Origin of the sequence: Acinetobacter sp. 'aerobic (ED)', from assembly GCF_904886855.1 — a bacterium.
Lineage (GTDB): Bacteria > Pseudomonadota > Gammaproteobacteria > Pseudomonadales > Moraxellaceae > Acinetobacter > Acinetobacter courvalinii.
In genome coordinates, this window is record NZ_CAJHGI010000001.1 from 482431 (window position 1) to 505784 (window position 23354).

The following is a 23354-nucleotide window of genomic DNA, read 5'->3' on the forward strand; positions in this document are numbered from 1 at the left end:
ATGGAAACGGTCATGTCACGTTGACTCGCAACTGATGCGAGTCAATTTCAAAATGGCAATTTAAAAACGATATCCCACACCTAAAAATGTAATCAAGGGATCAATATCTACTTTGGTTGAGGCGTGAATCAATTTTTTCCCAGTATTTTTATCGATTACATCAATATTCGCCCTATTATTTAACTTGGCATAAGATACAGAACCGACTGCATACCAGTTTGAATTAAAATCATAGGTCGCTCCCAAGCTAACAATAGGTGCAATCGCATCGGTAGTTTTTACTTTGACATAAGGATTTGCACTAGAAATTTTTCCATCTAGAGCCGCACCGGCTTGACCATCCAGAACATTCTGGATCATATGTCCAGCAGCAATTAAATCGCCGTGAATTTGATGATTCAGCTTTATATCCGTGAAGCGTGAATACATGATTCCAGCACCAATATATGGCCGTAATTTATTTATACCTGATTTGCCGAATTGATACTGAGCTTCTAATGCAGGCGTCCAGGCACGTACTGAAGCAGCTTTAGATTTATTGCCAAGATTAGTGATTGGAATATCCTGTAATAAATCTAACTTATCTCCAATCACGCCAGCGGCCAATCCTTCAGGATTTGCAAAACCGGATAGCGGCGCATTAATTTCTCCTTTGCCCTTAATATCGACTTTGGGAGGTATGCCGCCAATTAACTGTAAGGACACATTGTCGTTAATATAGTAATTAAACATGAGTCCCAAAGTATCTACATCTTCAGCCTCAAGTCCGGTTCCTTGTGCTTCCCACCGTCCTAATCCGTTTATCGTGGCTGTACCGGTGATATCAGGTGAAACCATATCATTTTCATCCACCAGGCCTAATATCTGACCTATAGATGGTTGGGGATTCCCGTCCTGATCGACAGGATGGCTAAATACCATATCCAGAATTTCCTTGGCATTTTCCCCGGTTGTCAGTGTGGCATTTGGATCTATGGATTTCATAAAAGCCGTGGTAGAAATCGCGCCTACTTTAGCCCTCGTTCCATTCGCAACTGCAGTATTGATATTAAAAGGATTTGCCTTACCTTGAGGCATGACATGCAACCAACCCGCTGATACAGAAAACCGCTTAAATTCTGCATGTACTGTCTGTGTTCCCGCAATAACTGCGAAGGCGAGTAGATTCCCGCCGACTATTTTTAATATTTTCATTTCTTTTCCTTGAGTTATTTAAAAGGGTTCCCGTTAACCCTCCTTTACTATATTTAGATTTTTTAACAAATGGTAAAATTTCGGACAGATAGCATTTACACAAAATCAATGCAGGAAAGAGAAAAAGTCGAAGCAGAATGAGTCATTGGAAAGTTAAATTTAACTGAGTGACATGAAAAAGCCCTCTATTGAGGGCTTTAAAAGTGCAATGATTTGGAGAGTTAGAAGTTATAACGTACGCTGACGGTGGCACTGCGAGGTGCTGCCCAGTTCATGGTATTGGCACCAATACCATCATAGTACTTCTCATCAAATAGGTTATCGACATTCAATTGAAATTTAATATTTTTATCGACCTGATAGCCGAGCATGGCACTCGCAAGCACGTAGGCATCTTGCTCAATACGTGTGCTACCGGTTCCAGTATAATATTTACTCTTATAATTTAAGCCTAAGCCTGCACTCCATTGATCTAACTTATATTTTAAAAACAGGTTAGACGTAGTCCGAGAGTTGGTAGTATTGACCTTTACTCCTTTGGCATCTTTGGCTTCGAAGTTAGCAATGCCGAAGTTAACTCCCCAATTGTCATTGATTTCACCATCCGCTTCAAACTCAAAGCCTTTGCTTTCAACACCATCTACTCCACGATAAGCCTGCTCGTTTGTATGTACGCCATTACGAATCACAAATTCACCTGGTATTGCTTCTGCAAAGTTAGCTTGCTCAATCTGGAATATTGATAATGCCGTGTTTAAGCGTCCACTGAACCATTCACTTTTAATTCCCATTTCGTAATTCTTGCCATAACTTGGATCTAGATACTGATCATTGACGTCTTTACGGTTTTGAGGTTTAAAAATTTCGGTATAGCTCGCATAGACAGAGTGATCACGTGCGAAATCGTAGATTGCGCCAATATACGGCGTAAACTCGTTATTAAACTCGCGATTGCCCACACCATTTTCAGATTTATATTCCCAGTTCGATAAACGAGCCCCAGCAATAATTTTTAAGGCATCAAGGATTTGAAATTTACCTGCGACGTAAGCTGCTGTTTGCGTCGTTTCATTCAATGCATTTTTGCCATCCAGAATAACAGGCCGAAGTAGCGCTTGTGTCATATTGTTATAATCAAGCGGTCCACCTAAATATTTTTCAATTTCACTTTTTGCATTCGATCCGCCAAAAATGTCTTTGGTTTTTTCATTTTTATTCCAGGAACCTCCAATGATGATCTCTTGCGGGCGGTTAAATACCTCGAACGGCGCATTGATAAAAACATCGATATTGTTCTCTTCATTGGTCGCTTCTGCCCCGTACACTGAAACATTGTCGGTTTTACCATCTGCATTTTTTAATGGACTGGTTTTGGTGGCTTTATCAACTTTTCCACCGGTATATAACAATAAAGAATCGGTATCTTCTTTCCGGAAGGTATAGGCGATATTGAAATTAACATCATTGAACAAATTTTGTTTTAAATTAGCAAATACAGCGGTGGTATTCACATCCCAATGCGTCCAAGGCGCCGTGACGGTAAGGCTTCTTGAAAAATTGGTGCGTGTTCCATCGTTATAAAATGCAGGTGTGCCCCCCCAACGAATTCCATCACGATTTAATTCCTGATAGGTTGCTCCCAATGACATGCTGGTTTTATCACTGAAGTCATAATCAACAGCACCATAAAATACGTTCCGTTCTTTCTCATAAAAATCCATAAAAGATTTTTCATCAGAATGTTTGACAAACACACGGCCACGTAATGAACCGTCAGCATTAAGCGGTGCAGAAACATCGGCCGTGCTACTCCACTGATTCCACGAACCAAGTGAGGTACTGAAGTTACCTGTCAATTCTTTGGCATTGGCATGTTTGCGCACCATATTTAATGCCATTGCAGGATTACCTGCTCCTGTCATCAGTCCACTCGAGCCTTTGACCACTTCAATCCGGTCATAAATATCGAGATCGAGGTCGCCTGTGCCTAAATTGGTTGTACTCGGCATCCCATCAATTAGATAATAATCCACCTGAAAACCACGTGCGAATACAGACTGGCGTTCATCAGTACGGGAAGTTGAAACGCCAGTAATATTATTGGTTAATGCCTGAAAAGAATTGATATTACGATCATCCAGATACTCTCGGGTAAAGACCTTGACTGATTGTGGCGTATCACGCAGTGATAAATTTAGTTTTGTTGCCGTGCTGGTACTTTTCGCCGTATAGCTTTCAGATCCCTCTGTTATGGCAGGATTTTGTTGTTGTGCTTGTACTTTAATTGTCGCCAAGGTGGTTGTTTCATTGACGGGCTCTGCAAATACAATAGATGGGATGGCCAAGGCGATAGAAAATGTTAAAGGATGTAATTTGAAGGCTTTTCTAAAGGGAGAGTTGTACATAAGAAAATTCCATAATAACCAATGTGCTGTACGAGATCCTTGTTGCTGCTTTATTCCTTGTTACACAGCAGCAAAATTTCGGAACAAAAATTAACATGAATGATAATTGTTATCAATCAATAGTTAATAATGATTATTATTTATTTAGTTGAGGAGTAAAATACAATGGCTTAACCTAGGCTTTAGCAGCCATCGCATACTTATAAGACCTCATACGTATCCAATAGAGCCTAGTCAGCGATTAAGTAATATTTTTGAAGTCTTAGAGTCAGAAGGAAGAAGTTAATTTTAAAGTGTTGGTTTATCAATAAAATCATAACTTTAAATTATATGAATTACGAAAATGAACAATATCTACGATTGAACTCTATTTCTGATTACAAAAAATGAAAATATTTCTCATTTAGAGGGTAAAGAAGAATCCTATGATTTGCGCCTTTAAAATATTTGTATCACTTGATTCTAATGACCAAACTTTTCATTCCATTATTATGTTTTACCACCCTATTCGGCTGTTCAACAAAAGATACAGAACTATTGCAAGCCTATCAGCCTCTCACAGCAGCAGAACTGACAGAGGAGGAAAATTATGAACTATGTTCTGATTCAGCCTATTCATTATGTAATCATCAATTTCAATTAAAAAAATTAGGATCTTTAATGGTGGATACAAACCAGGCACCTGCGCCAACAATTGGCGTTGATATCGGATCGGAAAGTATTATGGGTTATGCCCACCCCTACCATTACACTGCTTCAATGATACGGGATGGCAGAAAAGTACATTTTAATTCTATTAACTTTCATAAAGTCAAAGCGATAGCAAGCTATAGCGTTGCTGAGGAATTTCAGAAAGTCATTGAACAAACACGAAGTTATAGCCTTGAAGGAGAGATACTGCGTTTTTATAATGCGCAAGGAAAAGAAATCGCTGAATTTATCAATAAAACGCCCACTTTACTTGAAGATGAATGGGCGGGATATTGTAGCGCTTTGGGCACTGAGGCCGAAAAAATTGTTGAAAGATTTCAGGATGGCTTAAGCATTGGAAAAGCCAAAAGTCTGGTCAACACAGAATATAAAATTAATCAGGAAGTTACAGCCAGCATTTTCGAAAAAATCTCTTCTAAGCCCTTTGCACAATGGGATGAAATCCCTGATGAATTGATGGAAGACTGCAAGATAAGTTATTTACCTCGAGATATCGCAGAAATACCCCGATTTGATAGCGAAAAGAATATCTTACTCAGCAAACTATTAAATTAAACTTTGATTCTTTTCATTTTTAATGATATTCGAAAATTTGAACTTGAGCGATTAAGTTCATTTTTTCGAAGTCCACTCTCTACCTAACGTTTTAAGGCGAAACCATGAGATTTTTATTTGCAATCTTAGGCATAGTTATCGCATTTATACTGTCAGCATGTGCTGAAATGACTTACTTTCAACTGACCAAGCGGTTTTACCCGCTTGATCATGGCGTGAGTGTCTTTCATTATGTATATTTTACCGTGCTGTTGCTTTCCCCGCTGTTGGGTGCGATATACGGCTATAAATACTGGACCAGTAAACGGAAAAAGTTGTTATGGTTTTTTCCTGTTTATTTTATCGTGATGTATCTGTTTCACTGGTACTCCGCTGTTTATGCTGGCTTCCCCTTCTCTGCATGATTCAGTCATTATTTAAAGTAATTACTCTACTATTCACATAAAAAATTAAAAATATTCAGCGATTAGATATAATAAAACACGATTAGCAAAAAAACATGTTTTATTATATTTTTCAATGTATTATAAAAATAATAGGTCTAATAAAATTTTCTAAAACTTTATTTATTTACATTTTATAAAAATATATAAGATGAATTGGAAAACAATATTCAGTATAAGCCTTCTATCACGTCATAAATTATAGGTAAAATAAATGGTTTTAAAAAACCTACTTCTTTTAACCTGCTTAATTGTAGCAACGCCCTGTGTATTTTCCGCTACCGTTCCTGCCGAAACATTTAGTCGAGGCAACTGTAAATTCTATGTTCCAAAAATTGGTTATAGCTGGTACAACGAATCCATTTCTTATGATGCCTTAACAGGTAAACATAAAAATATGTATGCCAAGACGGATCAAAAAGCAACTAACGGGAATATCCGTAACGATCACTCAAGCAATCCGGACGGCTATCGGGTAAGAGCGGGTTTTGTAGACCTAACAACAGATAACAGATTCTGGAATGTTTCGGGAACGCATTATGAAACTCTAGACAGTGGTCGCGCTGTTTCACAATATACATCAGCAAAAGACTGTAACGGCAAAATTGGTCAAATTTTATAAGATATTATGAATAAACAAAAAACTTTTCTGATCCTTGCATTCATCATTGTGGCTCTTGTAGCTATTGTGCTATTTATCCAGTCTCAAAGCGTTGTAGAAACCCAAAGATTAGGGAATGGTAAACAAGACGCCATATCTTCGGAAAATACTGCTTCGACAGAAATGAAAAGCTTAAATCATGATCGAGAGACTGTAGTTAACACTCAAGCACTTCCTTCGACACGTTCTTCAATTTTATCTTTTGAGCGGGATTTGAAATCTCTACGTCAGAGATACCCGGATGGTGTTTTGTATATCACCCTTGCTGAATCAAATTTACCGAAAAGTCAGAAAGAAGCCCTTGCTAAAGAATTTGATAACTTAAACCGTTATGGCAGTTTCAGCGGCGGTAAAATTACGCATGAATTTTCTCATCTCGATAAGAAAAGAGCAGCGTTAAAGCAAGAGAAAGCTTTAGACTTTGTACCAACCAATACAGATAATTTATTGCCCGGTATGGATCTGACTGGTAAATGGTATTCTGGGGCAATTAATGAAGGTAAATACAACTCTTTGTATCGCCTGTATGAGGGTCAAGGAGAACAGAAGTTGGAAATTACTGAAATGTACCTGAATCCTAATAATAGTTCGATTGTTGAGGTGTACAAAGAAAGTCTGAACTATAACATCAACAATGTTCCAATGACGATAGAAACACTAAAGACAGATAATAATGCCGATATCTACAACGTTCACTTCAATTATAAAGATAGATACTATTCGTTATCGACACTGAACCTCTCTCGCAATCAGGTCGAAACTATCCTGACGACTTTAACCCAACCTTGATCCGTCAAAAGTTAAATCCTATCAATGATGCCACTGGCTAAACCTTGGCATCATTCTAATTTATAGTAGTAGCCTCACCTTGGCATCATTCTAATTTATAGTAGTAGCCTCATCTCTCATTCATTCCTTAGAGTCAGGGCGAAACTACACTGATCAAAATAGTGCTATGACCGTTCATGCTAATTTCGGTTTTTAACAAAGACACAGCAATCCTCTTCCGAAGTGAGCCCCCGAAATTGATATACTTTTCCAGTTTTGTTTAGGTGAATTGTATGTCTTTAGAGCGTTTAAATTTAAGTTTATTTCATTCATTAAATGCCCCGGAAGTGGCTTCTGACTGGACGATTAAAACGGCTATATTCATAGCAAATGACTTGTTTTATATCGTGGTTCTCTTTTTTCTTATCTGCTGGTTTAAAGGCGGCCTCAATGTAAAAAAACAAATTATAAAAGCAACTTTTTTTACCCTATTGGCATTTGTTATTGGCAAAATAATTTCTGGCTATTTCTACTCTCCACGCCCTTTTGTCATGGAAGTGGGAAGAACACTGATTGACCATGCACCAAGTGGATCATTTCCGAGTAGTCATATGCTCTTTTTTAGTACGATTGCTTTTTCACTGTTATTTTCAAAAAGAGCTGTCGGTTTAATATTTTTAGGCCTGGCCTGGTTAGTTGCATGGTCTAGAATTTACTTAGGCGTACATTTTCCTCTGGATATGCTTGGCGCATTTACCATCGCATTTTTACTTAATCTCTTAGGCATGCCATTGTGGAAATCGTATGGACAATATATCGTTAATCCGCTCATACACCTATACAATTTAGCTTTCTCAAAATTATTAAAAAATGGATATATTCGTTAATAATATTAAAGCTAAAAAATCTATCGTTTTTTATGCCCTCAACCGATATTAAACAAAAAGCCCTCTGTCGAGGGCTTTCATGGCTTTTGACCTGATTTTTTTAATTTCTAGAATCGATAACCGACCCCAACATAAGTAATCAGCGGATCGATATCAATCTTGGTTGTGGCGTGTATTAATTTACTACCCGTATTTTTGTTGATGACATCAATCGTGGTTTTGTTATTCAATTTTGCATATGAAACTGAGCCTACGCCATACCAGGATTCATTAAAATCATAAGTAAAGCCAACGGAAACAATAGGTGCAATTGCATCATCCGCATCTACTTTAACTGCCATATCACCACTTGATACTTTTCGATCTAAAGCAGCGCCACCTTTCCCATCCAATACATTTTGGATCATATGACCAGCTGAGATCAAATCAGACCTAATTCCTTCATTTAGCTTAATCTGGTTAAAATGTGCATACATCAGACCAGCACCCACATAGGGTCTAAACTTATCTACTCCACTTGTACCAAATTGATATTGGGCTTCAATTGCAGGTGTCCATGCACGAACTGTCGCAGCTTTAGATTTATTTCCTAAATTTGTTATGGGAATAGATTGACCTAAGGTAATACCATCCGGGAATAATATCTTGACGATCTCATTGGGCGAAACAGCTAATCCGCTCAAAGGTGCAGAAATTTCACCCTTTCCTTTAATATCAACTTTTGGCGGAACACCACCAATGAGTTGTAGGGAAACTTTATCATTCAAGTAGTAATTAAACATCAGCCCTAAAGTATCGACATCATCAACCTCAAGACCTGCATCATTTTGTTGCCAGTTTTCTAATCCATAAATATTAGCAGTACCAGCAACTTCTGGCAGAATATTACCTTTCCCATCAGTCAATATCGCCACCAAGGCGGGTTCATTTAAAGCCATTTCTAGAAATTCTTTCTGATTAAACTTTTCACCTCCCAAGTCTGTTCCGATTGCATTAGGATCAACTGAATTTAAGAAGCTAGCTGTAGAAATACTGCCAACTTCAGACACAGTCCCATTTTTAACATTGATATGAATATTAAAAGGATTCGCCTTTCCTTGAGGCATAACATGTAACCAACCTGCAGACACGGAGAACCGTTTAAATTCCTGAGCGTAAGTTAAGTTGGTTAAGCTTATTAAAGTGGATGCGATTACAATTTTTGTTGCTGTTTTTTTCATTTTATTTCTTCCTGAAATTCCACATTACCTGATTTAGTAATATGTTTTTTGAATATAACCATAAATATTTTTTTATCAAACAATAAATTTTACTTGCTGACAAAAGGTGACTAATCATCTTTTTTCTGTGATGAAATATGCAAAATCAGGTGTCAGAGTTTTCAAATTTAAGACCAGTCTCAACTTTCTTAAAGCAATAAAAAAACCAGCCATAAGTGACTGGTCTCATTTAATCTAATAAAATAACTATCATGAAGTTATTCTATTTTTAACTGCAATGCTTTATTTATCTTTTATTAAGACGCACTACATTCTGATGAAAAACAAAACTAACTCAATTCTTTTTTATGTTAAGTCAAAAATATTTATTTTATTCATAAAGTTAACTTAGCAATAAAAATATTATCTACAAGTTTCATTATTCAAAGTAACGCTACCCAAGGTTTCTCCGATTTTATTTTTATAAGACACTTCAACTTTATGATCATTAACACCCATATACTTCGCATTGTATAGCTCTTTACACCAGACCTGATAACTATCCTTGGTACTTATAAAATCAGCCAAATCTTTTTCTTCAGTTTCCGAGATGTCGGCAGCTGGACTAAATGTGACTGAGGAATAGTATGGTGTAGTTGAAGATGAGGTTATTTTCACCAACTCGTTTGATTTATAACCTATTGAATTTGAATGGTTCTCAGTAGATTTTTTAAAATACTCTGTCGCTCGTTCAAGGTCTATAAACTTAAAATCTTGCCCGATAATCCCGAGTTCTTTTAACTCATCATCAGTATTCGCTGTTACATTAAAACTCAAAGCCAGTAGCATTGAAGTAATTAAAATTCTTGTCATAGAAACACCCCTTTATTATGCAGGTAATTTATCAAAAGGCTAAGATGAAGTCATTAAAAAAATATATAAAGTTGATTTATTTTTTTAAATAATAGAAAGTGGGATAACAGAGTGTATTTAACTTTGTCATTGCATTTTTCTTCCCATAGAAACTTCTTATCTAATCGTTAACTATTTGAATATATTACAAGATTATTATATTTTCAAAATACCCTCTATATTAAGAGGGTATTTAAAATGGATTTTAGAGGATTCAAGCATTAAACTGAGTTTGAGTCATCTCCCCCAGATAACAAATTGACATGGCAAACAAGTTCACAGGTTGGGTTGAAGGATCACTTTTTTTAATCCATTCGGCTCCAATCGCATTCAGTTCATTCAGCTTTGTTTTGGATACAGGCGGCAGAAATGACTCTAAGGGCAGCTGAATGTTGAAACTTCTGGTATTACCGTTATGGCTTGCATCATTAAAAGTATAACCAATCAAGTACCAATGATATTTTTGTTCAGACATTTTTTATTCTCAAGTTGAATAATTGAGATATTTTTATAACATAAAAAATCAAAAAACAAGCTTAGAAATCATTCAATTGCTTGTTTTTTGATATAGAAATAAATTAAACAAAGAGTAGTATTTAACGTTTGAATAGTCTTTACCTACAAAGACTATCCAGTCCCTCCAGAAATCAGCAAGCTGCTCGAAGCAGTCCTTTTTCTTTTAAAATTGGCATAACCTGATCCCTAAAATATGGAAATTCCTGCGTATAGTTTAAAAACGATAAGGTACTGCCTGAGAAACCCGTTTGTTGTAAAGAAATTAATCCGTTCGCAACCTGCTCTGGTGTCCCTACCAGCGGGTAACCGCCGTGGCCCACTACGATTCGTTGGCGCAGACCTTCAAATAAGTCAGGTGGAAACGATTTACAAAATGCGAATAAAGTATCAATTAAATGTTGTACCGCAGCTTCATCGGCATTATTCAATTGTCGATCCCATTCCGCTTGCGCTTCTTCTTTAGTAGGACGACAAATCACATGGGAAAAAGTTAATACTTTAATATTTCTATCAAGTGCTTCGGCTTCTTTCTGAAGCTGTTTAATTTCCATCACGGAACGTTCAAGATCGGATGCAGGAGTGAACAAAAAATCTGAATTTTTAACTGCAAACTCTCGGCCCTCTTTCGAACCTGCTGCATTAAATAACGGTGGGGCCGGTATCAGATTCGGCTTGCCATAGGTTCCTTTGGTTTGAAAGAATTTTCCATCCCAGTTAAATGGCTCAGAACTGTGCCAGATTTTTTTAACCAGTTCGCACCACTCATCGGCATACTCATATCGGGTCGCATGATCATCGGGTAATTGCAATCCCATTGCATCGTATTCTGGTTTATCCCAACCAGCCACGATATTCAATCCAACCCGATTTCCGCTGATTTGGGCCATGGTCGAAATTTGCTTAGCGACTACGACGGGATGATTTAGTACCGTATGTAATGTCGCAAATACATGAATATTATTGGTTTTGGCTAATAAAGCTGAAGTCCAGGTCACAGTTTCCAGCACGGTACCATGAAAGTCCTTTTTGCCGCCGTGTCCGATAAATCGCGCAGCGGATAAAAGAAAATCAATCCCGGCTTCATCCGCCATTTGTGCCAGTTCCAGATTTTTGGCCCAACTGGCATCCCAGCCATCTTCCAGCATAGAAGCAGTGAGACCACCTGAACAGTTAAAGGCAAAAATACCCAATTTAAAATGATTAGATAAATTAAAGTTATGTTGAGACATATTTTTTCCTTTTTTAATATAAATGAATAAATTAGATTCTTTGTTTATCAAGTAAAAATTATAGCTGAGCAAGTATTTAAAATTTTTAAATTATGTGAAATATATTTTTTCTCAGTGCCCTAGTCTTTCTATTGCTTCTGATGATGATTACCTTAAATACAGAATTAATATGATACCTAGCTCTTGTTTAGAGCCAGGTTAACAAGTCCGGATTTTTTGATTTAATAAATTGATGTTCATTCATGCTGATGAGTTGAAGTTGACCATTATTCAATTTTAATGTTGTCACACTCGTATTGGCAATCGACCAGCTGAGTGCAAAAGTACGCTGTACACTTAGCTCAAGTAATTTTCCGATAATCACAGAAATTACACCACCAGACGTATATACGATCGCTTCTTTAGGCTGCTGTTCTGCCAATTCTATACATAAATTCTGTAAGGCCTGATCTACTCTGGTTTTAAAAATAGGCCATGATTCATCGTATTCATGATGAAACGCTTCATCAGCCCAGCGCTCAATCGCCTTATCAAAGATTTGTGCCAGATAAGCTCTAGGGTCGACCTCTTTAAAGATATCCTGCTTTAATACTTCTGGCTGGGAAAATCTCGGTTCATACAATGAAAAGACCTGCTGATGATTAAACTCATTCCATAAACCATCTGTTTTATACAACGCTTCAGGAAAAAATTCGCGCAAAGAGATTTGTGTGGTTTGCTGGTGACGTTTCATACTGCCTGAGACGATAAAAGGCTGTTCAGTAAAAATATTCTTAAAATATTGACCCAAAAGTTTGGCTTGTGCTTCACCATTTTCTGACAGCTCATCATAATTAGTTTTGCCAAATGAAGCCTGGCCATGTCTGACTAAATAGATGGTGGTCATTTTTTATATCCTAACTGCTACGAGTTCCAAAATAAGAGCTAGTTTTAACATAGCCTTTTCATAAAGTACAAAATTTTTGTTTTGTTTTTCATTGACGATTGCTTGTGCTGCTTTTTAAATCTTTATACTTGCTTAGGCTATTTTGAGTCTAAATATCAAGATGGCAATACTTTGCCACAGTTTCAATGCATCAGGATTTGAAATAATTTAAAGGAAGTTTTAAATAACGAATTCCATTGGCTTCTGGTTCAGGAAAACGCCCTGCATCCATGTTGATCTGAATCGCAGGTAAAATTAGCTTGGGCATCGATAAAGTTGCATCACGCTCCTGCCGCTTACGCACAAACTCCTGTTTCCGGGTGTTGGCATTTAAATGAATATTGGACTGTTTTTGTGCTTGAATACTGGTTTCGCAAATATATTCTTCGCGCCCTTCTGGTTTATAGTCATGACAAAGAAAAACCCGGGTCTGTTCAGGTAATTGATAAAGTTTTTGTATCGAATCAAATAACTGGTCTGCACTGCCTTTAGGGAAATCACAACGTGCTGTACCATAATCAGGCATGAACAGGGTATCACCGATAAAAACGGCATCTCCTATCACATAGCTCAAGCATGCCGGTGTATGACCTGGCGTTGGAATATTGTATGCTTCTAACTGCCCGATCTTGAAAGATTCATTATCCTTAAATAGATGATCAAATATTTGTTTGGAATTAAAATACTTTATATCAAGATGATAGATCGCACTGAAAGTCTCCTGAACCACTGCAATTTTCTCACTCATGGCAATCTTTCCACCAAGTTGTGACTTTAAATATTGCGAAGCGGTTAAATGGTCCGCATGTACGTGCGTTTCCAGTATCCATTCTATTTTTAAGCTATTATTTTGAATATACCCAATGATTTCATCCGCATGTGTAGTAGAAGTTGTCGCAGAAGCTGCATCATAATCCAGTACACTATCGATAATTGCACAATGGAGAGTTTCTGGATCAGTCACAACATAGCTAAAGGTATGACTATCGTTATCAAAAAAAGCTTTTACTAATGGATTTGACATTGCTACTCTCCTCGCGATTTAGCCCAAAGCTGATGAATAGACATACCGATTAACATGGCAATAATGAAATACCAGATTTGGGTATAACCCAGCCCGATCAAGGTGATCGCGGGTGCCGGGCAGATCCCTGCAATTCCCCAGCCGATTCCAAATAGTACAGCGCCGACAATAAGCTTTTTATCAAGCTGGCGATTTTGAGGTAAGGCGATGGTTTCGCCCGAGATTGTTCTAGGATGACGGATTGCTTTTTGAAAGGGAATGAATGCCACAGCAATTGCACCAATCATTACAAACATTAAACTGATATCCCAATCACCAAAGATATCTAAAAAACTTAATACTTTTGCTGGATTAGACATGCCGGAAACAATCAAACCTAATGCAAATATACTGCCAAAGATAAAGGCAAATAAGTTTTTCATTATATTGCTCCGAATAGATGGCGTAAGACATAAACAGTTAACATTCCTGCCAACATAAAGGTCATAGTTGCAATCATTGAACGCAGAGATAAACGGCTAATTCCACAAATTCCATGACCGCTGGTACAACCGGAACCTAAACGTGTACCAAAGCCCACCAGTAAACCTGCTACCATCAACACAACAGGAGAAGAATTCAAATCAATCTCTGGTTTTAAAAATAGTTGATAAATGAAAGGTGTACTCATGAGTCCCAGTAAAAACCAGAAAGCAGAACTTCCGACAAAAGATTGAGGATGCAAAATTTGTGAAATTAAACCACTGATGCCAGCAATTCGGCCATTTACATACAAATAGCCAACAACAGCCAGACCAATAAGAGCCCCACCAAGGAGCGCCAAGACAATGCCAGACATGCGTCACCATAAAATCATTATATGTTTTTATAATATATTATTTATGAAATTAATTAAAGCAATTAATTTACTTTATAAAAAAAGGCTTAACTACTTTAAGTAATCAAGCCTTTTAATTAAGCCAAAAACCAGCTTAACGTACTAAGTCTTCAATACCGATTAATTTAGGTAATTTTTCAATTACTTTGTTCAACTCAGCATTTGCCGGTGAAATACAGCCGGTGTAATGGCTCAGCTTTGTTACCGTACCGTCCGCTTGTTTCCATGCAAAATATGCACTTTGCTGGTCAGTTGCAGTTTCTGCACAACCGGTGGTTTTAACACTTGCACCTGTGGCAGGACGATAAGTTTGAAGCTCTTGCTGAAGCTTTTTATAAACAGAAGGATCAACTTTTAAATCCTGAGTTCCAGTCACCTTGGTATACTGTTTACCATCAAAATGAACAGCGCCTTCAGGAGTAATCTCAACAGAATAGATTGGACATGCGCCAAAGCATGGACTGGTAGAATAACGAATCGTTTCTTGAGCAGTCTCTTGTGGTTGTTGAGGAGTCGTTGCACAGCCCACTAAAGAAAAAGTAAAAAGGCCCGCAAGTAATAATTTTTTCATTTATTGATCCATTGTTAAGTATGTTATTCAAATTTAACAAATCGTCAGTTTTTTGTCATTTAGGTTAATGTAAAAAAACAGTAAACTTCACTTAAGTTTACTTAGGCTATTTATAAAAAGAGCATCTTAACTCTGCCTTTTAGCTAAAAAAATTAAAATCTAAGATGGGTTTTGAGATTGTAGAATCAGTCGTGCTAGTTCCAGATCATCGGCATAGGTGATTTTAATATTATCCGATCTTCCCTGTACCACTTGCACAGGTTGCTGTGTATATTCCAAAGCACTGGCTTCATCTGTTATCACAATATGATCAGCCAAGGCCTGCTCAATAGCATTTTTTAGTGCCCCCAATCTCGCCATTTGCGGAGTTTGGGCTTGCCATAACAGTTCACGGCTTACCGTTTTATCAATCAGATTTTGCTGTGCAACCTGCTTTAAGGTATCACGAACAGGAATGGCCAGAATTGAACTTTGATTTGAATGCTGTGCAGATTCAACCAGACGGGTTAAACAATCTGTCGTTACACACGGACGTGCCGCATCATGAACCAGTACCCAGTCATTTTCATCTGCGATTTTAGATAAATACATCAAAGCATTTAAAACAGAATGCACACGCTCTGCACCACCTTCACAAAAATGCAGTTTATCTTTATGTAGAAATGCTAGTGTCGCGGCAAAATGATCTTGCTCACCAATGGCCAGTACACATCCGGCCAGATCAAGTGTATGAAGGCGATTAACGGTATGCTCAAGCACAGTATGATTTTGAATATACTGATATTGTTTTAATTCGGTTTTGGAAAAACGACTGCCCGATCCCGCTGCTGGTACAACCGCCCACAGCTTAGTCTGGGTTTTCATTGGTTGCCGTATCTTCTTTTGCGTTTGGATCAATATAAATCGGTTTGTAATGGGTACTAATTGTACTCATTTGTACAAAGGTTTCATTTGGCTTAATTAAACCTAAGTCTAGACGGGCATGCTCTTCAATCGCTTCGCTGCCATTTTTCAAATCAAATACTTCGGCTGCCAAAATACGGTTACGTTCTTTTAACTCAGTATTAATTTCAGCTTGCTGACTAATTTGCTGAGTTAAGGCTTGGTGAGGGAAATAACCACCCTCACCTAACCAGAATTGGTACTGTAAGCTTGCAACCAAAACGACTGCAAGCAACAGAATCAATTTACTCGAGGTCGATCGAAATATCTCTAACATGAAAAAGCCCCTACATCCTTCTGAAAGGAAGATCATCTGCGAATTCTATAGGATTATGAATTTGCAGAGTTTCTCTCTTTTGTAAAGAAAGATGATCAGAAGTTTTCAACATAGATTATTTGACCTTATTTTAGACCTTTGAATTCAGCTTTACCGCGGTAAGCTGCTTTCGTTAACTCTTCAATACGAAGCAATTGGTTATATTTCGCGACACGGTCAGAACGGCAGAGAGAACCAGTCTTGATTTGACCCGCTGCTGTACCAACTGCCAAGTCAGCAATTGTTGAATCTTCAGTTTCACCTGAACGGTGTGAAATTACAGTGCTATAGCCATTTGCTTTCGCAAGGTAGATTGCATCTAAAGTTTCAGTCAATGTACCAATCTGGTTGTATTTGATCAGAATCGAATTACCGACTTTCTCATTAATACCACGTTGTAAAATCTTAGGATTGGTTACGAATAAATCGTCACCAACCAACTGGATTTTGTCACCCAGGATTGATGTTAAGTAGCTCCAGCCTTCCCAGTCAGATTCATCCAGACCATCTTCAATCGAAATGATTGGGTACTGGTTTACAAGACCAGCTAAATAATCAGAGAACTGGTTGCTTGTGAATGCTTTATTGCCTTCCCCCGCAAGGACATATTGACCATTTTTGTAGAATTCTGAAGAAGCACAGTCAAGTGCCAGCATGATATCAGAACCAGCTTTGTAACCCGTTTGACCAATCGCTTCAAGAATAACAGTGATTGCTTCTTCGTTTGAACGCAAGTTTGGCGCAAAACCACCTTCATCACCTACAGCAGTGTTTAAACCTTTTTTGTTTAAAACTGATTTAAGCGAATGGAAGATTTCTGCACCTGCACGTAATGCTTCAGCAAATGATGTGAAACCCACAGGCTCAATCATGAACTCTTGAATATCAACATTGTTGTCTGCATGCGAACCACCATTGATGATATTCATCATTGGTACAGGCATCGTCAAAGTCGTTTGACCACGAAGATCTGCGATGTATTGGAAAAGAGGAATTTTCTTTTCTTCAGCAGCAGCGCGAGCAGCAGCCAATGACACAGCTAAAGTTGCGTTAGCACCTAATTTTTCTTTGTTTTCAGTACCATCAAGTTCGATCATCGTATTATCGATGTCTTTTTGTTCAAATACTGATTTGCCCACTAAAGCGTCACGGATAATCGTATTTACGTTATTAACCGCAGTTTTAACACCTTTACCCAAATAACGTGCTTTATCGCCATCACGAAGTTCTAAAGCTTCACGAGAACCAGTTGAAGCACCAGATGGTGCACATGCACGACCAACAACACCAGATTCTAAAATAACGTCTGCTTCGATGGTTGGGTTACCACGAGAGTCCAAAATTTCACGTGCACGGATGTCAACGATTTGGCTCATGAACAATTCCTCTGTTGAATGAAAAACAAGATGCAGATTATTGCATCAGTGGGTGTCTAACTTTTTGAATCCTTTAACTAAAGTATCCAATTCTTTTAATTGTGCCAAGAATGGCTCAAGCTGAGATAAACGCAATGCACATGGTCCATCACATTTTGCAATTTCCGGTTCCGGATGCGCTTCCAGGAATAAACCTGCTAAACCGGTTGCCATACCCGAACGTGCTAAGGTTGTGATTTGCGCACGACGGCCACCCGCAGAATCAGCACGTCCGCCTGGTGTTTGTAAAGCATGGGTTACATCAAAGAATACTGGCACATTCATTTCTTTCATGGTGTCAAAGCCAAGCATATCTACAATCAGGTTGTTGTAGCCAAATGCAGAGCCACGTTCACAAAGAATGAGTTTGTCATTCCCGGCTTCCAGACATTTATGCAAGATATGACGCATTTCATGTGGCGCTAAGAACTGTGCTTTTTTGATATTGATAATGGCTTGGGTTTTTGCCATTGCTTCAACAAGGTCAGTCTGACGACTAAGGAAGGCAGGAAGCTGGATAATGTCTGCAACTTCAGCAACAGGCGCTGCCTGGTAAGGTTCATGGACATCGGTAATGATTGGCACATTAAAATGCTTTTTAATATCTGCCAACCATTCGATGCCCTTTTCCAGACCGGGGCCACGGAATGAATTCAAGCTCGAACGATTTGCCTTGTCAAAGCTTGCCTTGAACACGTAAGGAATATCTAAGCGATTGCAAATATCAACATACGTTTCAGCAATTTCAAATGCTAAATCTTTCGATTCAAGTACGTTCATTCCGCCAAATAATACAAATGGCAAATGATTTGCCATTTGTATATCGCCTAAACGTACAACTTCTTGTGGTTTTAATTGTGACATTTAAACTATCCCAGTTTATTTAAAACTCAGTATTTACTTTTGGTGCTGATTTTTAGCAGCCCCGATAAAACTAGCAAATAATGGGTGTCCATCACGTGGTGAACTTGTAAATTCCGGGTGGAATTGTACAGCAATAAACCAAGGATGTTCAGGAATTTCTACAGTTTCAACTAAATGTTGTACTGATGAATAACCTGAAATTTTCATACCAGCTTGTTCAAGTGCCGGGATAAAACGATCGTTCATTTCATAACGATGGCGATGACGTTCAGTAATTTCAGCTTTGCCATAGACTTCACGTGTTTTAGTGCCTTCAACCAGTTCTGATTTTTGTGCACCTAAACGCATGGTACCGCCCAAGTCAGACTCAAGGCTACGTTGCTGTAATTCACCACGTTCATCTAACCATTCAGTGATTAAACCAATGAGTGGATATTTAGTTGAACGGTTAAATTCAGTTGAACTTGCTTCTGGCATCGCTGCAACGTTACGTGCATATTCAATCACGGCCAATTGCATACCTAAACAGATGCCAAGGAATGGAATCTTGTTTTCACGTGCATACTGAATGGCTTTCATTTTGCCTTCAGTACCGCGCTCACCAAAACCACCAGGGACCAAGATCGCATCAGCTGTACTTAAAACACTAATGTCTTGCTGTTCAAGCTCTTCAGCATTGACATAATCAATCTGAACTTTAACGCGGTTCTGGATACCTGCATGTAGAAGTGCTTCGTTTACAGATTTATAAGCATCTGGAAGTTCTACATATTTACCGACCATTGCAACACGTACGGTATATTCTGGGTTCAGTAATGCTTCAACCACATTATCCCAATCTTCAAGATTTGCTTCTGGAAGATCATTGAAACCAAAACGTTCGCAAATCAAGTCATCAACATTCTGTTCGTAGAATGTACGTGGAATTTGATAAATGGTTTTAGCATCTTTACATACCACAACGGCACGCGCTTCAACATTGGTGAACAATGCAATTTTACGTTTCGTATCAACATCGACGTCGTATTCAGTACGGCAGATCAGGATATCTGGCTGAATACCGATTGAAAGAAGTTCTTTCACAGAATGCTGGGTTGGCTTGGTTTTCAATTCCGCAGCAGATTTGATATATGGTAACAAGGTCAAATGCATCAGCATTGTGCGTTTATGACCCAACTCAACCATAAGCTGACGGACTGATTCCATAAATGGAAGTGATTCGATATCACCAACAGTCCCACCAATCTCAACGATTGCAACGTCGTACCCTTCACCTGCGCGAAGTACGCGTTCTTTAATGTTATCGGTAATATGTGGAATAACTTGAACCGTACCACCAAGGTAGTCACCACGACGTTCTTTGTTTAAAACGTCCTGATATACACGACCGCTGGTAAAGTTATTCAGTTTGGTCATTTTCGCACGACGTAAGAAACGTTCGTAATATCCCAAATCTAAGTCAGTTTCAGCACCATCCTCTGTGACGAAAACTTCACCATGCTGAAATGGACTCATGGTACCTGGATCGACATTAATGTATGGATCCATTTTTACCATAGTGACTTTTAAGCCACGAGCTTCCAAAAGTGCAGCAACAGAAGCAGCAGAAATACCTTTACCTAGTGATGAAACCACACCACCAGTGACAAAAATAAAATGGGTCATTGAGTTTCTCGTACAATCGAGCCGAAATCGGCCTACAATGTTGGGCAATTTTACTGTACTCTGCCCCTATAAAGCAAAGTCAAACCGCATCAATTCAAAGAACTATAAACAACTGGTTATTCTATCAGCATTTTCGATAAAAATTTACGGGATTTGTCGATTTTTCATCCTTAAATTACGTTTCATCGTGCAAATTTGTCCTCAACGCCGTTAAAAATCTGTTTTTCAATTCCTACAAATGAACCATTCGGCTGACGACAATTTGCAAGCAATTATAAAATATAAACAAACTCAACAAAGCATGGGGATTTCTTCACTTACTTTTACTGTTATAATTGCGGCTGTCCTTATTCAATATGTTGTTTTAGCAATGGCAAATAAAAAACTTTTAATTTGTGCAGCACTGGCGACTGGTCTTTTATTAACTGCGTGCGTGAAAAAAGAAGAACCTAAAAACGAAGAGCAGCAAGACCAGACCACGACTGAAACTCAAACTCAGCCACAACCTGAACCTGAAAAAATTCAGGAGTTTGAATCGCTAGAAAGTGTTGATAAGCAAGAAGCTCCTGCGGCTGCTGTTGAAACAACGCGTGAACAAACTGAAAATACCACCACTGAAATTCGTCGTGAAATCCGCCCTGCTCAGACTGAAACACCTGCTGCAACCGAGACGCCACGTACTGAACAACCAAAACCGGCTAAGACAGAACAGCCTAAAGCTGAGCAATCTGTAAAAGCTGAACCAAAACCAGCGAAAGTAGAGCAGCCTAAAGCTGAACCAACGGCAAAAGCTCCAAAATCATCTACACCAGCTCAAAGTGAAGATGATGCTGTTGCCGCCGCGATTGCTGCTGCTACGCCTGCATTAAACAACTAATGTTTTAATCGCTTGCTGTAAAAAGCCATGAGCTGACTCAATTGCAGCTCATGGCTTTTTTATCTCTATAACATTAATAGTTCTTAAAGAAGTCAGCCATCAAACGTGAAGCCCAGGATTTCACACTCAACGTTTCATAAAAACCGCAGTGGCTGCCCTTCTTGGTCGTGACTACTGCTATATTTTCCATCTGCTGAATGGCTTCTTTATACGGCTCCAGATTCTTGATTGAGCATACTGGATCATCTTCGGCATTCAAAATCATCAATGGAATTTTGACATTTTCAAATACATAGATCGGGTTGATGGCCTGACAATAACTTTGATAATCCTGAAATCCTGCCATTTCAAAATATTCTTTCTCAAACTCTTCCAGGCTGGTTGTGGCAAGCACTTTTTCTATAGATGCAAGCTGTGTCCATGTGTTCTGATAGGGATAAATGAAGTATTTAAACAGCTTCTTGGTCATCATCTTGCTATAAAACGGATGGACATTCTTAAAGCCAATTTCTGTGTTATAGCCTGGACACATTGCAAATGCAGCTTTGAACGGTGTATCTGCACCTTGTTCACCTAGATAGCGCACTAACAAACCGGTACCCGCAGAAGAACCAACGGCATATAAGTCTGAGTCCGGAAACAAGCTTTGAATATGCGCCAGTTGCTCTTTTAAATCACTGGTCGAACCAAATAGTGAAATGCGTGGCACAGGCATCGGTAACCCCGCATGACCACGGCGCAAACACAGCGCAATTCTCCATCCGGTATATTCATGCAAGTCTTTGACCAGTTCGCGCATACTCTCAGGTGTCCCAGTAATGGTATGCATGATCACAACCGTCGGCGTATCTGCCGGTAAATCATAGCCATACCATGCAATTGCCGTTACCCCACCATCCTGCATGTGCAATTGCTCGATTCGATCATATTCAAGTTTGACCATCTTTTTACGAATCACATCAAAATACAGAAGATGGAGATGGGTATTGCTCAGCCACGGTGTTGGACGATATTTTTGCTTTAATTGCGGTAATTTTTCCAGAACATCTTTAATTTTCCCTTTAGGGTCATAATACATTTTCGGTTGTTCGGCACCGAGCACTGTATCAAAAAGTTCTGAACCTAAAACTTTGATTTTATCTAAAGCTGATATACCCATATCTAGTACCGCCTCTAATGATGAGTAAATGTTTGTCGCACTAAAGTAGCAACCTGTTGTCCCCAGATGGCATAAATTTCTTTGCCAGGATGAAAACCATCGCTGGCCATTGGCAGATTCATCGCCTGAAAAGTTTCTACATCATATTGAATGAAATGAAATTGTGGCTGCGGCGCCAGCCATTGTTGTAATACTTGATTCATCTGTTCTGCATATTGTCCAAATAACCAGGCCAAAGGATTCGGCAAGGCTGGAAAATGCTGCATCGGTGGTACACCAGACACAATAATAAGCTTGGGCTGAAACTGTTGTTGGATATAACTAAAAAGTTGTTTTTGCTGTTTCAACCAAGACTTTGCCGAAGTCAGTTTGGTGACGTCATTGACACCCATTGAGGTGACGATTACATCATAACATTGCTGATCTAACTGTTGTACTGTTTGGTAAACTTGTGCAGTGGTATCGCCTGTTTTTGCTTGCAGTTTCCATTGTAAGCGATATTCATTTTGCAACTCGGAAATGATGGCGCCCGATAAAGCCTGCTGTTGGGTTTCCACTCCCACGCCAGCAGCGGCTGAATCTCCGAGAATCAGCAGAGACAATGGCTTGCCTTGGCCAATAATACCTTCGCGCGCGCCATCGGCCTCTAAAAGTCGTGGTGTATTTTTACGAACTTTCGTACCCTGAATGAGTAATACAGGCAATAAAGCCAAAGTTGAAAGTTTTAACCACATTTTAAATCTCTTTATGTTACTTAGGCTATTTTTAGCGCTTTAGTTGGGTTGATACTTGGCAAATCTTGCGCCCATCTTTTCTGCCAATGCTGCCAAACCACTCATCGGACGGATCATGACTTCAAAATCAATGATTTTTCCTTGCGCATTAAAACGAATCATATCAATGCCCTTGAGCGATTTCCCGCTGACATTGGCACTAAATTCCAGCACTACATTCTCACCATCTTCAGTATAAAATTCACGGTGATAAGTGAAGTTCTCAAATACCTGAATCACATTGGTCAAAATAAAAAAGACCACATGTTTGCCTTCATAAGGTTTATAAGCAACCGGTGAGCGAAATACCACATCTTCTGCGAGCAAGTCATTCAACGCAGACAAATCGCCAGCTTTGATCATGTCATGCCAGATTGCTAAGGCTTGTTTTGTTGTTTCAAGTGTCATTGTTATTTTTCCTTCATATCTAAAAGTTAATGAGCACTTCCTCTCAGGAGAAAATGCT

25 protein-coding genes are annotated in these 23354 nt (G+C 38.7%); 6 read left to right on the forward strand and 19 right to left on the reverse strand.

The window, feature by feature from the left end; genetic code table 11:
- Positions 1 to 60: 60 nt before the first annotated feature.
- Positions 61 to 1194, reverse strand: coding sequence for an OmpW/AlkL family protein (locus tag JO943_RS02285; protein WP_032872839.1), 1134 nt, complete (start codon positions 1192 to 1194; stop codon positions 61 to 63).
- 221 nt (positions 1195 to 1415) lie between these two features.
- Complete coding sequence (locus tag JO943_RS02290) at positions 1416 to 3599, reverse strand: TonB-dependent siderophore receptor (RefSeq protein WP_376746135.1); 2184 nt, start codon at positions 3597 to 3599, stop codon at positions 1416 to 1418.
- Positions 3600 to 4064: 465 nt separating this feature from the next.
- Here JO943_RS02290 and JO943_RS02295 point away from each other — a divergent pair, with 465 nt between their 5' ends.
- The 5 genes from JO943_RS02295 (at position 4065) to JO943_RS02315 (ending at position 7624) form a co-directional block, all read left to right on the forward strand.
- The gene (locus JO943_RS02295) at positions 4065 to 4865 is read left to right on the forward strand and encodes a hypothetical protein (protein ID WP_202739877.1); all 801 of its coding nucleotides are present in this window, start codon (positions 4065 to 4067) and stop codon (positions 4863 to 4865) included.
- 167 nt (positions 4866 to 5032) lie between these two features.
- A complete protein-coding gene (locus JO943_RS02300) occupies positions 5033 to 5269 on the forward strand; it encodes a hypothetical protein (protein ID WP_227554500.1) in 237 nt (78 codons plus the stop codon).
- Positions 5270 to 5522: 253 nt separating this feature from the next.
- Positions 5523 to 5930: a hypothetical protein gene (locus JO943_RS02305; protein ID WP_202739878.1), complete on the forward strand. Its 408-nt coding sequence runs from the start codon at positions 5523 to 5525 to the stop codon at positions 5928 to 5930.
- Positions 5931 to 5936: 6 nt separating this feature from the next.
- Positions 5937 to 6758 (forward strand): hypothetical protein, encoded by an 822-nt coding sequence (locus tag JO943_RS02310; RefSeq protein WP_202739879.1) that lies wholly within the window; start codon positions 5937 to 5939, stop codon positions 6756 to 6758.
- Between the two features lie 272 nt (positions 6759 to 7030).
- Positions 7031 to 7624, forward strand: a complete 594-nt coding sequence (locus JO943_RS02315) for an undecaprenyl-diphosphatase (RefSeq protein ID WP_032869521.1) — start codon at positions 7031 to 7033, stop codon at positions 7622 to 7624.
- A gap of 107 nt (positions 7625 to 7731) precedes the next feature.
- Here JO943_RS02315 and JO943_RS02320 read toward each other — a convergent pair whose 3' ends face one another.
- The 14 genes from JO943_RS02320 to JO943_RS02385 form a co-directional block, all read right to left on the reverse strand.
- Positions 7732 to 8844: an OmpW/AlkL family protein gene (locus JO943_RS02320; protein ID WP_202739880.1), complete on the reverse strand. Its 1113-nt coding sequence runs from the start codon at positions 8842 to 8844 to the stop codon at positions 7732 to 7734.
- A 402-nt stretch (positions 8845 to 9246) separates the two neighbouring features.
- Entirely contained in the window at positions 9247 to 9696 is a 450-nt protein-coding gene (locus JO943_RS02325; protein WP_202739881.1) for a hypothetical protein, read from the reverse strand.
- A gap of 253 nt (positions 9697 to 9949) precedes the next feature.
- Positions 9950 to 10210: a hypothetical protein gene (locus JO943_RS02330; RefSeq protein ID WP_005230671.1), complete on the reverse strand. Its 261-nt coding sequence runs from the start codon at positions 10208 to 10210 to the stop codon at positions 9950 to 9952.
- Positions 10211 to 10382: 172 nt separating this feature from the next.
- Complete coding sequence (locus tag JO943_RS02335) at positions 10383 to 11480, reverse strand: LLM class flavin-dependent oxidoreductase (RefSeq protein ID WP_202739882.1); 1098 nt, start codon at positions 11478 to 11480, stop codon at positions 10383 to 10385.
- Between the two features lie 187 nt (positions 11481 to 11667).
- The gene (locus JO943_RS02340; protein WP_202739883.1) at positions 11668 to 12366 is read right to left on the reverse strand and encodes a histidine phosphatase family protein; all 699 of its coding nucleotides are present in this window, start codon (positions 12364 to 12366) and stop codon (positions 11668 to 11670) included.
- 190 nt (positions 12367 to 12556) lie between these two features.
- Positions 12557 to 13429, reverse strand: coding sequence for an MBL fold metallo-hydrolase (locus JO943_RS02345; protein ID WP_202739884.1), 873 nt, complete (start codon positions 13427 to 13429; stop codon positions 12557 to 12559).
- A gap of 2 nt (positions 13430 to 13431) precedes the next feature.
- Positions 13432 to 13851, reverse strand: coding sequence for a DUF6691 family protein (locus JO943_RS02350; RefSeq protein WP_202739885.1), 420 nt, complete (start codon positions 13849 to 13851; stop codon positions 13432 to 13434).
- Positions 13851 to 14267: a YeeE/YedE family protein gene (locus tag JO943_RS02355; RefSeq protein ID WP_199948304.1), complete on the reverse strand. Its 417-nt coding sequence runs from the start codon at positions 14265 to 14267 to the stop codon at positions 13851 to 13853. The genes JO943_RS02350 and JO943_RS02355 overlap by 1 nt, the downstream gene beginning before the upstream one ends.
- Before the next feature lie 133 nt (positions 14268 to 14400).
- Positions 14401 to 14877: a DUF6438 domain-containing protein gene (locus JO943_RS02360; protein ID WP_005230682.1), complete on the reverse strand. Its 477-nt coding sequence runs from the start codon at positions 14875 to 14877 to the stop codon at positions 14401 to 14403.
- Between the two features lie 159 nt (positions 14878 to 15036).
- The gene (gene ispD / locus JO943_RS02365; protein WP_202739886.1) at positions 15037 to 15741 is read right to left on the reverse strand and encodes a 2-C-methyl-D-erythritol 4-phosphate cytidylyltransferase; all 705 of its coding nucleotides are present in this window, start codon (positions 15739 to 15741) and stop codon (positions 15037 to 15039) included.
- Complete coding sequence (ftsB, locus tag JO943_RS02370; RefSeq protein WP_005230686.1) at positions 15725 to 16096, reverse strand: cell division protein FtsB; 372 nt, start codon at positions 16094 to 16096, stop codon at positions 15725 to 15727. Before ftsB ends, ispD begins: the two co-directional genes overlap by 17 nt.
- Positions 16097 to 16221: 125 nt before the next feature.
- Entirely contained in the window at positions 16222 to 17511 is a 1290-nt protein-coding gene (gene eno, locus JO943_RS02375; protein WP_005230688.1) for a phosphopyruvate hydratase, read from the reverse strand.
- 45 nt (positions 17512 to 17556) lie between these two features.
- Positions 17557 to 18414 (reverse strand): 3-deoxy-8-phosphooctulonate synthase, encoded by an 858-nt coding sequence (gene kdsA / locus JO943_RS02380; protein ID WP_202739887.1) that lies wholly within the window; start codon positions 18412 to 18414, stop codon positions 17557 to 17559.
- A 33-nt stretch (positions 18415 to 18447) separates the two neighbouring features.
- Entirely contained in the window at positions 18448 to 20079 is a 1632-nt protein-coding gene (locus JO943_RS02385; RefSeq protein ID WP_005230692.1) for a CTP synthase, read from the reverse strand.
- Between the two features lie 370 nt (positions 20080 to 20449).
- Between JO943_RS02385 and JO943_RS02390 the strand changes: the two genes are divergently transcribed.
- Positions 20450 to 20956, forward strand: coding sequence for a hypothetical protein (locus tag JO943_RS02390; protein ID WP_032880460.1), 507 nt, complete (start codon positions 20450 to 20452; stop codon positions 20954 to 20956).
- Between the two features lie 73 nt (positions 20957 to 21029).
- Here JO943_RS02390 and JO943_RS02395 read toward each other — a convergent pair whose 3' ends face one another.
- The 3 genes from JO943_RS02395 to JO943_RS02405 are packed head-to-tail and all read right to left on the reverse strand — an operon-like array spanning position 21030 to position 23296.
- Complete coding sequence (locus JO943_RS02395; protein WP_202739888.1) at positions 21030 to 22115, reverse strand: YheT family hydrolase; 1086 nt, start codon at positions 22113 to 22115, stop codon at positions 21030 to 21032.
- Between the two features lie 14 nt (positions 22116 to 22129).
- Complete coding sequence (locus tag JO943_RS02400; RefSeq protein ID WP_202739889.1) at positions 22130 to 22849, reverse strand: SGNH/GDSL hydrolase family protein; 720 nt, start codon at positions 22847 to 22849, stop codon at positions 22130 to 22132.
- A gap of 39 nt (positions 22850 to 22888) precedes the next feature.
- Complete coding sequence (locus JO943_RS02405; protein ID WP_005286072.1) at positions 22889 to 23296, reverse strand: nuclear transport factor 2 family protein; 408 nt, start codon at positions 23294 to 23296, stop codon at positions 22889 to 22891.
- Positions 23297 to 23354: the final 58 nt, after the last annotated feature.